This window comes from Aquimarina aquimarini (genome assembly GCF_900299535.1).
Lineage (GTDB): Bacteria > Bacteroidota > Bacteroidia > Flavobacteriales > Flavobacteriaceae > Aquimarina > Aquimarina aquimarini.
Genome location: NZ_OMKE01000009.1, coordinates 165,686 through 180,449 on the forward strand (window position 1 = coordinate 165,686; position 14,764 = coordinate 180,449).

14 protein-coding genes and 5 tRNA genes are annotated in these 14,764 nt (G+C 34.1%); all 19 read right to left on the reverse strand.

The annotated features are described in order from the left end of the window. Positions 1-23 precede the first annotated feature (23 nt). Positions 24-3,833 carry a DNA-directed RNA polymerase subunit beta gene (gene rpoB / locus DG508_RS04640; RefSeq protein ID WP_108867015.1) on the reverse strand — a complete coding sequence of 1,270 codons (3,810 nt, stop codon included), beginning with the start codon at positions 3,831-3,833 and terminating at the stop codon, positions 24-26. A gap of 131 nt (positions 3,834-3,964) precedes the next feature. Further along, positions 3,965-4,339: a 50S ribosomal protein L7/L12 gene (rplL, locus tag DG508_RS04645; RefSeq protein ID WP_103863727.1), complete on the reverse strand. Its 375-nt coding sequence runs from the start codon at positions 4,337-4,339 to the stop codon at positions 3,965-3,967. Positions 4,340-4,407: 68 nt separating this feature from the next. Next, complete coding sequence (gene rplJ, locus DG508_RS04650; RefSeq protein ID WP_108867016.1) at positions 4,408-4,929, reverse strand: 50S ribosomal protein L10; 522 nt, start codon at positions 4,927-4,929, stop codon at positions 4,408-4,410. Between the two features lie 11 nt (positions 4,930-4,940). Then, complete coding sequence (gene rplA / locus DG508_RS04655; RefSeq protein WP_108867017.1) at positions 4,941-5,639, reverse strand: 50S ribosomal protein L1; 699 nt, start codon at positions 5,637-5,639, stop codon at positions 4,941-4,943. Between the two features lie 18 nt (positions 5,640-5,657). Next, entirely contained in the window at positions 5,658-6,095 is a 438-nt protein-coding gene (gene rplK, locus DG508_RS04660) for a 50S ribosomal protein L11 (RefSeq protein WP_108867018.1), read from the reverse strand. 77 nt (positions 6,096-6,172) lie between these two features. Beyond that, positions 6,173-6,727: a transcription termination/antitermination protein NusG gene (gene nusG / locus DG508_RS04665; protein ID WP_108867019.1), complete on the reverse strand. Its 555-nt coding sequence runs from the start codon at positions 6,725-6,727 to the stop codon at positions 6,173-6,175. A 9-nt stretch (positions 6,728-6,736) separates the two neighbouring features. Further along, positions 6,737-6,934, reverse strand: coding sequence for a preprotein translocase subunit SecE (gene secE / locus DG508_RS04670; protein ID WP_103863732.1), 198 nt, complete (start codon positions 6,932-6,934; stop codon positions 6,737-6,739). 209 nt (positions 6,935-7,143) lie between these two features. Continuing rightward, a tRNA-Trp gene (locus DG508_RS04675) sits at positions 7,144-7,216 on the reverse strand. A 54-nt stretch (positions 7,217-7,270) separates the two neighbouring features. Further along, complete coding sequence (tuf, locus tag DG508_RS04680; RefSeq protein ID WP_108867020.1) at positions 7,271-8,458, reverse strand: elongation factor Tu; 1,188 nt, start codon at positions 8,456-8,458, stop codon at positions 7,271-7,273. A 60-nt stretch (positions 8,459-8,518) separates the two neighbouring features. Continuing rightward, positions 8,519-8,590: transfer RNA gene (locus DG508_RS04685), tRNA-Thr, on the reverse strand. A 243-nt stretch (positions 8,591-8,833) separates the two neighbouring features. Further along, positions 8,834-8,906, reverse strand: a tRNA-Gly gene (locus DG508_RS04690). Between the two features lie 59 nt (positions 8,907-8,965). Then, positions 8,966-9,047: transfer RNA gene (locus DG508_RS04695), tRNA-Tyr, on the reverse strand. Positions 9,048-9,178: 131 nt separating this feature from the next. Further along, positions 9,179-9,252 (reverse strand) — tRNA-Thr (locus DG508_RS04700). A gap of 102 nt (positions 9,253-9,354) precedes the next feature. After that, positions 9,355-9,657 (reverse strand): ribosome hibernation-promoting factor, HPF/YfiA family, encoded by a 303-nt coding sequence (hpf, locus tag DG508_RS04705; RefSeq protein WP_108867021.1) that lies wholly within the window; start codon positions 9,655-9,657, stop codon positions 9,355-9,357. A gap of 68 nt (positions 9,658-9,725) precedes the next feature. Beyond that, positions 9,726-10,616 (reverse strand): tyrosine-type recombinase/integrase, encoded by an 891-nt coding sequence (locus DG508_RS04710; protein ID WP_108867022.1) that lies wholly within the window; start codon positions 10,614-10,616, stop codon positions 9,726-9,728. A gap of 126 nt (positions 10,617-10,742) precedes the next feature. Next, entirely contained in the window at positions 10,743-10,937 is a 195-nt protein-coding gene (rpsU, locus tag DG508_RS04715) for a 30S ribosomal protein S21 (RefSeq protein ID WP_103863736.1), read from the reverse strand. An 89-nt stretch (positions 10,938-11,026) separates the two neighbouring features. Further along, a complete protein-coding gene (locus DG508_RS04720; RefSeq protein WP_108867023.1) occupies positions 11,027-12,397 on the reverse strand; it encodes an alpha-amylase in 1,371 nt (456 codons plus the stop codon). Positions 12,398-12,603: 206 nt separating this feature from the next. After that, positions 12,604-13,773 (reverse strand): acyl-CoA dehydrogenase family protein, encoded by a 1,170-nt coding sequence (locus DG508_RS04725; protein ID WP_108867024.1) that lies wholly within the window; start codon positions 13,771-13,773, stop codon positions 12,604-12,606. A gap of 137 nt (positions 13,774-13,910) precedes the next feature. Beyond that, the gene (locus DG508_RS04730) at positions 13,911-14,693 is read right to left on the reverse strand and encodes a ComEA family DNA-binding protein (RefSeq protein ID WP_159090670.1); all 783 of its coding nucleotides are present in this window, start codon (positions 14,691-14,693) and stop codon (positions 13,911-13,913) included. Positions 14,694-14,764: the final 71 nt, after the last annotated feature.

Sequence of the window (14,764 nt, forward strand, 5' to 3'; positions counted from 1 at the left end):
GAGGCAGTTTGCTAATTTTAATTCTATTCTTCTAATCTGATATCTAATCCCAGACCTTTTAGTTCATGCATTAATACATTAAACGATTCTGGTAATCCAGGTTCTGGCATTGGTTCCCCTTTAACAATACTTTCGTACGTCTTAGCTCTTCCTATAACATCATCAGATTTTACCGTCAATATCTCACGTAAAGTAGCAGAAGCTCCATAAGCTTCTAATGCCCATACTTCCATCTCTCCAAAACGCTGACCACCAAATTGTGCTTTACCACCAAGTGGTTGCTGTGTAATCAATGAGTATGGACCTATAGAACGTGCGTGCATCTTATCATCTACCATGTGACCAAGTTTAAGCATATAAATCACACCTACGGTTGCTGGTTGATCAAAACGATCTCCAGTTCCTCCGTCATACAAATAGGTATGCCCAAATCTAGGGATTCCAGCTTCATCTGTAAATCCATTAATTTGATCCAATGAAGCTCCATCAAAGATCGGAGTAGCAAACTTTCTGTTAAGTTTTTGCCCTGCCCATCCTAATACAGTTTCATAAATCTGACCAATATTCATACGAGAAGGTACCCCCAATGGATTCAATACAATATCAACTGGTGTTCCATCTTCTAAGAAAGGCATATCCTCTTCTCTTACAATACGTGCAACAATACCTTTGTTACCGTGACGACCTGCCATTTTATCACCTACTTTAAGTTTACGTTTCTTAGCAATATAAACTTTAGCAAGTTTTATAATTCCAGAAGGTAATTCATCTCCTACAGAGATTGTAAACTTCTCTCTTCTTAAATTTCCTTGTAGATCATTTTCTTTAATCTTATAGTTGTGAATAAGGTCAGCAACCATACTATTAAGATCATCATCTGTAGTCCAAGTTCCTTTAGTAAGATGTGTATAATCATCAACACTATTTAGCATTTTCTGACTATACTTTTTACCTTTTGGTAGTACTTCTTCTCCTAGATCATTAATAACACCTTGAGATGTTTTACCTCCTACTATTGCAAACAGTTTGTCTACCAATTCAGATTTCAACAACTCAAATTTTACGTCATACGATCTTTCAAGAGCTTCTATATCTTCTTTATCTTGCGAACGTTTTCTCTTATCTTTTATAGCACGTGCAAATAATTTTTTATCAATTACCACACCGTGTAATGAAGGAGATGCTTTTAATGAGGCATCCTTTACATCACCTGCTTTGTCTCCAAAAATTGCTCTTAATAGTTTTTCTTCTGGAGTAGGATCACTTTCTCCTTTTGGAGTAATTTTTCCTATAAGAATATCTCCTGGTTTGATTTCTGCACCTACGCGAATCATTCCATTCTCATCAAGATCTTTTGTTGCCTCTTCAGAAACATTAGGGATATCATTAGTTAATTCTTCATTACCTAATTTAGTATCTCTTACTTCTAGAGAGTATTCATCAATATGTATTGATGTAAAGATATCTTCTCTTACAACTTTCTCAGAAATCACGATTGCATCCTCAAAGTTATACCCTTTCCAAGGCATAAAGGCTACTTTCATATTTCTACCAAGTGCAAGCTCTCCTTTTTCTGTTGCGTATCCTTGACATAACACCTGACCTTTTTTTACACGGTCACCAACATTTACAATCGGCTTAAGGTTTATGTTTGTTCCTTGATTGGTTTTTCTAAACTTTATAAGTTCATAAGTTTTAGAATCACTATCAAAGCTTACCATTCTTTCTTCTTCTGTTCTATCGTACTTAATGGTAATTTTTTGTGCATCTACATATTCTACAACTCCTTCTCCTTCTGAGTTAATCAATACTCTAGAATCTGAAGCCACTTGACGCTCTAATCCTGTACCTACGATAGGTGCATCTACTCTCAATAATGGTACTGCCTGACGCATCATGTTTGATCCCATCAATGCACGGTTGGCATCATCATGTTCTAAGAAAGGAATTAATGATGCTGATATTGATGCTATCTGGTTTGGTGCTACATCGGCATAATTTACGTTTGTTGGATCAATCACTGGGAAATCACCTTCCATACGTGCAATTACCTTATCTGCAGTAATATCCCCTTCATCTGTCTGTGGTATATTAGCCTGAGCAATTAACTTCTCCTCTTCTTCCTCTGCACTTAGGTATCTAAATTCATTAACATCTACTTTACCATCTGTTACTTTACGGTAAGGAGTTTCTAAGAATCCCATTGAATTTACCTTGGCAAAAACTGCTAATGAAGAAATCAAACCAATATTTGGTCCTTCAGGTGTTTCAATAGGGCATAAACGTCCATAATGTGTATAGTGAACATCACGTACCTCAAAACCAGCTCTTTCTCTTGATAATCCACCAGGTCCTAATGCAGAAAGTCTACGCTTATGTGTAATCTCTGCTAATGGATTCGTTTGATCCATAAACTGAGATAACTGGTTTGTTCCAAAGAATGAATTAATTACAGAAGATAAGGTCTTTGCATTAATCAAATCGATTGGTGTAAATACCTCATTATCTCTAACATTCATTCGCTCGCGTATTGTACGAGCCATACGAGCTAATCCTACTCCAAACTGTTGTGATAATTGCTCCCCTACAGTTCTAACACGACGATTAGAAAGGTGATCAATATCATCTATCTCTGCTTTAGAGTTAATTAATTCGATTAAGTATTTTATAATGGTAATAATATCTTCTTTGGTAAGCACTTGCTTATCCATTTCAATATTAAGTCCCAATTTTTTATTCATTCTATAACGCCCTACTTCACCAAGATTGTAACGTTGATCAGAAAAGAATAACTTATCTATAATACCTCTTGCCGTTTCTTCATCAGGCGGTTCAGCATTACGTAATTGACGGTAGATATGTTCTACTGCTTCTTTTTCTGAGTTGGTAGGATCTTTCTGTAGTGTATTATGAATAATTGCATAATCTCCTTTTTGATTATCTTCTTTGTGCAACAAAATTGTCTTTGCACCAGAGTCTATAATCTCATCAAGATGATCTTTATCCAAAATAGTATCACGATCCAGAACGATTTCATTACGTTCGATAGATACTACTTCTCCTGTATCTTCATCAACGAAGTCTTCATGCCATGTATTTAATACACGAGCAGCTAACTTACGTCCTAAAACTTTTTTCAATCCAGATTTAGAAACTTTTACTTCTTCTGCAAGATCAAATATTTCTAAAATATCTTTATCACGTTCAAATCCAATTGCACGGAAAAGTGTTGTTACTGGTAATTTTTTCTTTCTATCGATATATGCGTACATAACGCTATTAATATCGGTAGCAAATTCTATCCAAGACCCTTTAAAAGGAATTACTCTTGCAGAATATAGTTTGGTTCCATTGGCATGGAATGATTGTCCAAAGAATACACCAGGTGATCGGTGTAATTGAGATACAACAACTCGTTCTGCACCATTGATACAAAACGTACCACTAGGTGTCATATACGGGATAGTACCTAAATATACGTCCTGAACAATTGTCTCAAAATCTTCGTGTTCCGGATCTGTACAGAATAATTTAAGACGTGCTTTTAAAGGTACGCTGTACGTAAGACCTCTTTCTATACACTCCTGAAGATCATATCTGGGAGGATCAACAAAGTAATCTAAAAATTCTAGTACAAATTGATTACGTGTGTCTGTAATCGGGAAGTTTTCCATGAAGGTATTGTATAAACCTTCGTTTCCTCTTTCATCTGATTTTGTTTCTAGTTGAAAGAAATCCTGAAAGGATTTGATCTGAATATCCAAAAAATCAGGGTAATCAGGTCTGTTCTTTACAGAAGAGAAATTTAATCTTTCAGTTTGTGTTGCTAACATCAATGGACGGAATTAAATTAAAATTTTAAAAAAACGCATATTTTAACACTTATTGTTTATATACGCAAAAATGGTTTAGACCTCAGAGAACATTCTCCGGGTCTAAACCTATATTTCAGTATACGGTAAGCTTATTTAAGCTCAACCTCTGCTCCAGCCTCTTCTAATTGAGCTTTAAGAGCTTCTGCTTCATCTTTAGCAATTCCTTCTTTGATTGCTTTAGGAGCTTCATCTACTAATCCTTTAGCATCCTTAAGACCAAGACCAGTAAGTTCTTTAACTAGTTTTACAACTGCTAATTTAGAACCACCTGCAGCTTTAAGAATTACATCAAATTCAGTTTGCTCTTCAGCAGCGTCTCCACCACCTGCAGCAGCTCCAGCAACTGCTACAGCAGCAGCAGCAGGCTCGATACCATACTCTTCTTTTAATATATCTGCTAATTCATTAACTTCTTTTACTGTTAAGTTAACTAATTGCTCTGCGAAATCTTTTAAATCTGCCATTTTCTATCGTTTTAAATAATTTTTTTAATGAAAATATAATTGTTAAAAAGTGCGTACACTACTGGTTATTATCCTTCTTTCTCAGATAATGTTTTAAGAATACCGGCTATTGTTCCTCCTCCTGATTTTAATGCAGAAACTACATTCTTAGCAGGTGATTGTAATAGACCTATAATATCTCCGATAACCTCTTCTTTAGATTTGATATTAACTAAAGTTTCAAGGCTTTCATCTCCAACAAAGATTGCTTCTGCTATAAATGCTCCTTTTAATACAGGTTTTTCTGATTTCTTACGAAATTCTTTAATAACCTTTGCTGGCGCATTACCAGTTTCTGCAAACATAATTGAAGTATTACCTTTTAATGTACTTGGTAATTCTCCAAAATCTTTATCAGACTTCTCCATTGCTTTTGCAAGGAGTGTATTCTTAACTACTTTTAATGATACATTAGCTTTAAAACAAGCTCTACGTAAGTTTGAAGTTGTTCCTGCATCTAATCCTGAAATATCAGCTAAATAGATATTAGCATTATCAGCCAACTGAGCAGTTAAGTCTTCAATTACTAGTGATTTTTCTTCTCTTGTCATAATCGTTTATCTTAATTACCTGCGTAGTTTTTAGAATCAACCTCAATTCCTGGACTCATTGTTGAAGATATATAAATAGATTTTATATAAACTCCTTTTGCCGCTTGTGGTTTTAACTTTACTAATGTTGTTAATAATTCTTTTGCATTACCTTCAATTTTGTCGGCATCGAAAGAAGACTTACCTATTGCCGCATGAACGATTCCAGTTTTATCAACTTTAAAATCAATCTTACCAGCTTTTACATCAGAAACAGCTTTTGCTACATCCATCGTTACCGTTCCTGTTTTTGGGTTAGGCATTAATCCACGAGGTCCTAACACTCTACCTAATGGTCCTAATTTACCCATAACACTTGGCATTGTTATAATCACATCAACATCTGTCCAACCACCTTTGATCTTATCAAGGTATTCATCAAGACCAACATAATCAGCTCCAGCTTCTTTTGCTTCGGCTTCTTTATCTGGTGTTACTAATGCTAATACTTTTACATCTTTCCCTGTTCCGTGAGGTAATGTTACCACACCACGTACCATTTGATTTGCTTTACGAGGATCTACGTTCAAACGAACTGCCAGATCTATAGAAGCATCAAAATTTACGTTTGTTATTTCTTTTACTAAAGCAGAAGCTTCATCTAATGAATACGCTTTGTTTTTATCAACTTTTGCGTTAGCTTCCTTTTGCTTTTTGGTTACTTTTGCCATTTTGTAAACTTTTTTGGATTAAAAAGGAGCTTGTCCTTTTACAGTTACACCCATTGAACGAGCAGTACCAGCAATCATCTTCATAGCAGATTCTATAGTAAATGCATTTAAATCCTGCATTTTATCTTCTGCAATTGTACGAACTTGATCCCAAGTAACACTTGCCACTTTTTTACGATTAGGCTCTCCAGAACCTTTTTTCTGTTTTGCTGCTTCCAGTATTTGAACCGCTGCTGGTGGAGTTTTAATAACAAAGTCAAAAGACTTGTCTGTGTACACATTTATAACAACTGGCAATACTTTACCAGCCTTATCCTGTGTTCTACCATTGAATTGCTTACAGAATTCCATGATATTTACTCCGGCAGCACCTAAAGCAGGTCCAACTGGTGGGGACGGGTTTGCCGCTCCTCCACGCACTTGTAATTTTACTACTTTACCTATCTCTTTAGCCATTTTTCTAATTTTAAATTAGAATTGTTCTGTTATGTGGAAGCAAAAAGAACAATTCTGGATCTATAATGTAACAATTATTATATCTTTTCTACTTGCATATAACTAAGTTCTAATGGTGTCTTTCTTCCGAAAATCTTAACCATTACCTCCAGTTTACGCTTCTCTTCATTTACTTTTTCAACAGAGCCATTGAACCCATTAAATGGGCCATCTATAACTTTTACTGTTTCTCCTACTGTGTATGGTATAGCAACGTTATCAGTTTTTACTGCCAATTCATCTACTTTACCTAACATTCTATTAATTTCAGATTTTCTTAGCGGCACAGGATCTCCTCCTTTTACCTCTCCAAGAAACCCTATAACTCCATTAATAGATTTAATAATATGAGGAATTTCTCCTGAAAGGTTTGCTTCTATCATAACATACCCAGGAAAATATACTCTTTCTTTGTTTATTTTTTTTCCGTTACGAATCTGTATTACTTTTTCTGTAGGAACAAGGATTTGAGAAACATAATCTTCTAATCCCATATGAGCGATTTCTCGTTCGATATAGTCTTTTACTTTATTTTCTTGACCACTTACTGCTCTTACTACGTACCATTTTTTGGTATTATCTACTTCAGCCATTTTAATTATTTAAGATTTAACTAAAGCAAAGTAATACTCTATCATATTACTAAATACAGTATCAATACCCCAGATCACCAAAGAAAAAACAACCGAAAAAATGATCACAACCAAAGTTAGCTTCTGTGCTTCTGCCCAAGGAGTCCAAGTCACATGATTCTTTAACTCATTATATGATTCTGCAATGTAATTTATTAATCCAGCCATCTTATTTATTTTTTAAACACTTCAAAATTCAATACTAAATCTTGACATTGTTATAAAACTTTTACACGAATAACCAGTATAGTGCAAAAAGCTACATACTGGTTTGCGATTTGAACAAGTTTTCACTTGACCCTATACTCTATCTATAAGAATACATCGCTTATATTTTCTTCAAAAGTGTTTTCTTAAAAAAGAAAACACTTAATAAGCACGGGTTGAGAGACTCGAACTCCCGACACCTGGTTTTGGAGACCAGTGCTCTACCAACTGAGCTAAACCCGTAACATAAGTTAAGGCATTCGTTTTGCGAACACCTTAACTTTATATTTAGTTGTATTAGTCTAAAATTTCAGTTACCTGACCAGCACCTACTGTTCTACCACCTTCACGGATCGCAAAACGAAGACCTACATTCATTGCAATTGTTTGGATTAACTCTACAGTAATTGTTAAGTTATCTCCAGGCATTACCATCTCTACTCCATCAGGTAAAGCAATATTACCAGTTACATCAGTTGTACGTACATAAAACTGTGGACGGTAGTTATTATGGAATGGAGTGTGACGTCCACCTTCTTCTTTCTTAAGGATATAAACCTCAGCTTTGAATTTTTTATGTGGAGTTACAGATCCTGGCTTAGTAATTACCATTCCACGAGAGATTTGAGTTTTCTCAATACCTCTTAATAGGATACCTGCATTATCTCCAGCCTCACCTCTATCAAGAATCTGACGGAACATTTCAATACCAGTAATAGTAGAAGTTAACTTCTCAGCTCCCATACCGATAATCTCTACAGCATCTCCTGTGTTTGCGATACCAGTCTCAATACGACCAGTTGCAACAGTACCACGACCTGTAATAGAGAATACATCTTCGATTGGCATTAAGAAATCTTTATCGATCTCACGTAATGGCTCTTCAATCCAAGCATCTACTTCTTTCATTAATTCTAACACAGTATCAACCCACTTTTGCTCTCCGTTAAGAGCTCCAAGAGCTGAACCAGAAACAACAGGTCCATTATCTCCATCATACTCATAAAAAGAAAGAAGATCTCTTACTTCCATTTCTACAAGCTCTAACAACTCCTCATCATCAACCATATCCACTTTATTAAGGAATACAACGATTCTAGGAATACCTACCTGACGTCCTAAAAGGATGTGCTCACGTGTTTGTGGCATTGGACCATCTGTAGCAGCAACTACCAAGATCGCACCGTCCATTTGAGCAGCACCAGTTACCATGTTCTTTACGTAATCCGCGTGACCTGGACAGTCAACATGCGCATAGTGACGGTTAGCTGTCTGATACTCTACGTGAGATGTATTAATTGTAATACCTCTTTCTTTTTCTTCAGGAGCATTATCGATAGTATCGAAATCTCTCGCTTCAGATAGACCAGCATCTGCTAATACTTTTGTAATTGCAGCAGTTAAAGTTGTTTTACCGTGATCAACGTGTCCAATAGTACCAATATTTAAGTGCGGTTTGGAACGATCAAAAGTTTCCTTTGCCATAATTAATTTATTTAATCTTAGTTATATATTAGTGTTCAATTTATAAAATCCTGAACCTAGAGCCAATGACGAGATTTGAACTCGTGACCTCTTCCTTACCAAGGAAACGCTCTACCCCTGAGCTACACCGGCTTTTTAATGAGTACAATGAAAAATCAGAGCACTTTCGTTGTTTATGAAGAAAGAAATCTGATCAATCATTACATCTATGTTAAAAATCCAATCTCAACCAGAAATAATCAAGATTTGCTCTATTTTTAGAACTGAAAAATGAATCCATATAAGAATTCATTTAACACAAGTTTTATACCTGTTCCTTAATAAATCACATAACTTACAAAACACATTACATGACACATTAAAGGAAATTCCTAGAGCGGGAGACCGGGTTCGAACCGGCGACATTCAGCTTGGAAGGCTGACGCTCTACCAACTGAGCTACTCCCGCATTTTAAAGTTTAAAAAACACACTTTATTTTCAGCATATTTTAACTTTAAAATTTTTAGTGGGGAGAGCAGGATTCGAACCTGCGAAGACATAGTCAGCAGATTTACAGTCTGCCCTCGTTGGCCGCTTGAGTATCTCCCCAAAATGATAAATTCAATATTTTACTTGATGAACATTTTCTGAATTTGAGACCGCAAAAATAGTCATTTATTTTACAATTCAAAATTCTATTTAAAAAGTTTCAAAATTATTTCATTTTTAAACTTTTTAAGAGCCGATGGAGGGACTCGAACCCACGACCTGCTGATTACAAATCAGCTGCTCTAGCCAGCTGAGCTACATCGGCTTTTCATCATGTTTTAGAACATAAAAAAGTCCGCTATTTCTAACGGACTGCAAATGTATATAATCTTATTTGTTTCACAAAACTATTTTTGAAAAAAAATAATCAAAAATGTGCATTTAATTTTTCTTTACGTTTCCTCAACTGCCTCTCTAATGAACTAACACACTCATCCACACCTTCTTCAAAAGATTTATTGATTTTTTTAATCATAAACTCATCTCCAGGCACGCTTAATAAAATTTCTGTAATTTTATTCTCTTTACCACTTGTATTCATAACTTTTAAAAATACATCAGCATGAATTATTCGATCAAAATGGTTTTCTAACTTGTCTAATTTAGTCTGGATAAAACCCACCAACTTCTGGTCTACATTAAAATTTACGGATTGCAAGTTCACTTTCATAGGTTGTCATTTTAATTTATTGAACAAAATTTTAAGCTATAAGAGACAAATAATTCTAATACATAGATCTACTTTTTATTCCTTGGATGCGATTGCTTATACACTTTTGTTAATTGCGCCATACTATGATGCGTATATATTTGCGTAGCAGCTAAGCTAGAATGACCAAGCAATTCTTTTACAGCATTAAGATTTGCACCTTCATTAAGCAAATGCGTTGCAAAAGAATGCCTTAGTATATGTGGACTCTTTTTTACTTTTGAAGATGCCTTACTAAAATAACTATTTACAATACGATACACAAGTGTTTCATAGATTTTAACTCCTTTTTTTGTCAAAAGCAAAAAACTAGTATCACCACCATTAACAACGTCAGATCTCACAAGCAAATACCTCTTTAATGTATCACAAACTGTAGCTAAAAGTGGCAAAAATCTCTCTTTATTGCGTTTACCTAAGACTTTTATCTGCTTCCCCTCTATATCAATATCACTAATCTTAAGATCTACCAACTCTATTCTACGGATACCGGTAGCATAAAAAAGCTCAACAATCAACCTATCTCTTATACTTTCAAAATCTTGATGATCAGTCAATGCATCTAAAACACTTTCCACTTCTTCTTCAGAAAAAGGTATTTGAAGTTTTTTTGACACCTTTAGCGCTTGATGTTTTGCCAAAGGGTTTTTTTCTATCTGCTCTGTTTTCAACAGAAACTTATAATATGTCTTAAGCGAAGATACTTTCCTATTGATCGTTCTATTTGAAACCCCTTTATCAACAAGATAAACGATCCAAGGTCTAATCTGAACATAATTAGCTTTTACTATATCAGAAACACTATATTCTTTTTCATAGAAATCTAAAAAAGACAACAAATCAGCCTTATACGCAGTAACAGTATGTGTAGAGTATTTTTTCTCTAAAAGCAAGTATTCAATAAATTCAGATATAAACATAAAAAAACCGTTAGAAAACAAAAATATAAAACTTTTGTTACCCTAACGGTTAAAATTTATACTGAAAAACGGTATCTCGTTCTTTATTTACATAAAGAAACTCTAAAAAGACATCGTTATTTACTTTTAAATTTCTTCTTGATCTCTTAAGTGCTGAATATATTGCGCTTTTTGAACTTGAGCTCTTCTTTCAACAGAAGGCTTTGAAAATGCTTGTCGCTTACGCAACTGACGCATTGTTCCTGTTCGATCAAATTTACGTTTAAAGCGTTTTAACGCTCTATCTATATTTTCTCCGTCTTTAACTGGTATAATTAACATAGTGGCACCTCCTTTCTTTAGAAATAATTAGGGTGCAAATATAGTACAAAACTATTACCCACAAAGCTTTCCTTTAATAATATTTATTTTTATTTGAGAGACCATACAGAATACCCTCTTGGTGGTGCTTGAATTTTAACCCACTTACCTGCTTGTGTTGTTGGTTGCCAGCTGGAATGTCCTGTATAATCTTTGATAACCTTGCTAGACCAATTTGTTTGAATCCACCTTTCTTGCCATAAATCTGAATTATTTATGTACACTACAAGCCCATTACTGCCTCCTACCCCATTTCTTCTTGCTATATATTCATCATTATCTGTCCACAGGTTTGTTGTGTTTCCTTCTGCCAGATTATTATGAATCCAAATTAGGTTATTCATCTTACTTTTATCCAACCAATGCTCATAATCTCTATAAAAAATCGCTGGATATCCTTCATGAGTAAGAATATAAGCGTATGCTAAGATTTTGTTACTAATTATTTCATCTGTATCATGATTTGCTACAAAAGTAACAGCTCTGGTTGCATTTCTTTTCCATAACATATCATCACTAAGTGCATTTAGGTTATTTCCAGTAAATGCATCTTTCATTCTATAATAGCATGCAAAATCAAATGCTGACATTTGAGCTTCTTTGGTCCACCACGCTAATGTATTTACATTACTATCCCAATATTCTCCAACCGCAAATCCCCCTACTGCTTGATTAAATTCTTTTGCCACCCAAGGCTCAAAGCCTTTGACATAATCAAATCTCCAACCATCAAACTTCATTGTATTTTTATAATACTTGGCTACAGAGTTTGGTTTTTTCCATAACCAATCCTGAACATAGCTTTTACGATGAGACAAATCTGCAAATCCTCCAAAAACACCAGTATCGTTTGTATAAAGATCATTTGGATGAAAATCATATTGACTTCTTTCAAACAATCCAGACATTGGGTTATAATCTGTGTAGGTATTGGTTCCTGTAAAAATATTCATCTCTAAATCACCACCGCTATTATGATTAATGACAATATCAGCAATTACACTCAATCTATTATTATGGGCAGCGGTCACTAATGCTTCTAATTCTGACTTTGAACCAAATCGGGTTTCAATACTTCCCATTTGATCATACTCTCCAAAATCATAATAATCAAACGGATCATATCCCATAGAAAAGGGTCCGTTTTGTGCCTTGCTAACTGGAGGTAACCAGATTGCATCAATTCCCACATTACTCCAATCATCAACTTTTCCTTTAACAACATTCCACCATGTACCTCCTGCAGGAACATCCCAATAAAAAGCTTGCATCATCACTCCTGTTCCTATTTGTTTTAATGCTTTTGAAGAAATTTCTTTTTGCTGATCTCTTACCCCTTGACCTACTACTTCATCTCTGCTACAACTTGCTAGTAAAAAAACAATCACAAGTAATCTATAAAAATTTGTGCTACTTCTCATAATTAATGTTTACGTTATTTTTATAACAAATTAGGTATTTTGAAAACATCCAAAATACCTAAGATAACACGCAAACGTTTGCGTGTTAATAAAACTGTAAACATTATTGTTTTTTACTAGTAAAAAACAATATTTAATTATCTACCAACTAAAAGTTCATATAGATTCATCGATCATTATAGTATTACACGAAATTAAAAAACACATTACTTGGTCGCTGCTTTGTATTCTTTTTTGTCAATTATTATTTTGGCAATAATCTCTCTTAATATTTCAGAAGTACCTCCTCCTATTGGCCCAAGTCTACTATCTCTAAGTAATCTTGCCATAGGATATTCTTCCATATAACCATAACCTCCAAGCAACTGAAGGCATTTATATATAGCCTCATCTGCAATTTTGGTAGAAAGTAATTTTGACATACTTGCTTCTTTAACTACATATTGTCCTTGATCAAGGCGTTTTGCCACAGAATAATTAAATTCTTTACACATTTCTACTTCACTTGCTATATCTGCAACGGTATGTCTTAATACTTGAAATTTATCTATGGTTTTTCCAAATGCTTCTCTTTCTGAGATATATTGTATTGCATATTCTAATGCATATTCAGTACGTGCGTGGGCATTTACCCCCATTATCAATCTCTCGAGGGCAAAATGTTGCATAATATATGAAAAGCCTTTATTTTCTTCTCCCATCAAATTATGGGCAGGAATTTTTACATTATCAAAAGCAATTTCTCCTGTATCAGAAGCTTTCCACCCAAGTTTTTCTAATTTGGTAGCAGAAACTCCTGGGGTATCTCTATCTATTACAAAAATACTTATCCCTTTATTTCCTAGTTCTGGGTTTGTTTTTGCTGCAATAACCAAATAATCACTATACACCCCATTGGTTATAAATGTTTTTGATCCATTAATTATATAGTGATCTCCTTCTTTTACCGCGGTAGTTCTCATTCCCGCAACGTCAGAACCTCCAAAGGGCTCTGTTATCCCTAAACAACCAATTTTATCTCCAGATATACTAGGTCTTAAATACTCTTCTTTAATCCTGTGATCTCCTTCTTTATTAAGGTGAGTCATCGCTAAATATGCATGTGCCCACATCGCAGCTGCAAAGCCTCCTGAATTAATCCTCTGTAATTCTTCTAGAAATATAACAGTATAAAAAAGATCTAATTCAAGTCCTCCATAAGCTTCGGGATATGCAATCCCAAAATATCCCATTTCACCAAACTTCTTCCAAATAAATCGATCGATATCTCCAGTCTTCTCCCATTTATCTATATGTGGAGTGACTTCTTTTTTCAGAAATTCTCTAAGGCTTTGTCTAAATAATTCGTGTTCTTCTGTAAAATACATACTATTCATATGATAACTCAACGTTTTTTAGTTAACATATCACTGTGTACAATGATTATTCAAACCATATAACAAACCTACTTCTAATTAAAGTAAGAATCATTAAGTAAAGGGTTATCAGAATTCACAGCAATTTTTTCCAATTCTTAATTTAATGTCAAATATAACTCTATTCTATTTATCTTTTCTAAAGAAAAACCTTTGATTTCTCCTAATTCCTCAAAATTTGAAATTTCTCCTTTTTTTTCTATAAAGTCTCTGATATCCAATGCCATCTCAAAATCAAAGTATGGCACAGCTACCAGTTCTTTTATCGAGGCTTTATTAATATTTATCTTTTTTATATTTTGTGGTGTTTTGACTGTATACATAGACAAAATCTTATGCTTTTGTGATGTGTATACTTTAACATCTTGCAATTGCATATCATCAATAAACCCTCCTAATTTATCTCTATAACGAATAATTTTTATTGCTACAAAATCAGGTAACTTAATATCTTCTATCAATTCTTCTACAGAAACATTATTCAAATCCTTTTTTTGTCTATATGAAAGACTCTTATATTTCTTTTTAGTATTCTTCTTAAACTTATTATTAATCTTCTTTTTAGGAAACTTAAATAATGGAGCAATAGCAACGAGTGTCGAATCAGGAATTAGTGTTACTTTTTTAAAATCAGAAATAGAATTAATCCATTTATTTTTATTTCTATATGCATGAAGCCTATCTATTTCTATTGTGGTAAGTCCAAGTGCATATCCTTTATAATCTGAAATAAAATTTGGGTTAAAAGGGTATACTTGATATTCCTTTTTTTGTTGGACTGCCTTACCTCTCAGAGACTCTACTTGTAATCTATATACTCCTAACTCAGTAAAATCATGCTTCGCATTAAACATCATTGTATAAAAAAAATACCCTGACATACTTACTAGTAATACCAGGGCTAAAACAAAAATTCCATTTCGAAATCGTGAATGTATTTCGAAATGGAATT

Coding starts and splice junctions, on each gene's coding strand:
- DG508_RS04710 (WP_108867022.1), bottom strand. CDS start 10,616: ATGTTTATATCTGAATTTATTGAATACTTGCTTTTAGAGAAAAAATAC.
- rplA (WP_108867017.1), bottom strand. CDS start 5,639: ATGGCAAAAGTAACCAAAAAGCAAAAGGAAGCTAACGCAAAAGTTGAT.
- rpoB (WP_108867015.1), bottom strand. CDS start 3,833: ATGTTAGCAACACAAACTGAAAGATTAAATTTCTCTTCTGTAAAGAAC.
- DG508_RS04730 (WP_159090670.1), bottom strand. CDS start 14,693: ATGTCAGGGTATTTTTTTTATACAATGATGTTTAATGCGAAGCATGAT.
- secE (WP_103863732.1), bottom strand. CDS start 6,934: ATGGCTGGATTAATAAATTACATTGCAGAATCATATAATGAGTTAAAG.
- hpf (WP_108867021.1), bottom strand. CDS start 9,657: ATGAAAGTGAACTTGCAATCCGTAAATTTTAATGTAGACCAGAAGTTG.
- tuf (WP_108867020.1), bottom strand. CDS start 8,458: ATGGCAAAGGAAACTTTTGATCGTTCCAAACCGCACTTAAATATTGGT.
- rplK (WP_108867018.1), bottom strand. CDS start 6,095: ATGGCTAAAGAGATAGGTAAAGTAGTAAAATTACAAGTGCGTGGAGGA.
- rplJ (WP_108867016.1), bottom strand. CDS start 4,929: ATGACAAGAGAAGAAAAATCACTAGTAATTGAAGACTTAACTGCTCAG.
- nusG (WP_108867019.1), bottom strand. CDS start 6,727: ATGGCTGAAGTAGATAATACCAAAAAATGGTACGTAGTAAGAGCAGTA.
- DG508_RS04720 (WP_108867023.1), bottom strand. CDS start 12,397: ATGAGAAGTAGCACAAATTTTTATAGATTACTTGTGATTGTTTTTTTA.
- DG508_RS04725 (WP_108867024.1), bottom strand. CDS start 13,773: ATGAATAGTATGTATTTTACAGAAGAACACGAATTATTTAGACAAAGC.
- rplL (WP_103863727.1), bottom strand. CDS start 4,339: ATGGCAGATTTAAAAGATTTCGCAGAGCAATTAGTTAACTTAACAGTA.
- rpsU (WP_103863736.1), bottom strand. CDS start 10,937: ATGTTAATTATACCAGTTAAAGACGGAGAAAATATAGATAGAGCGTTA.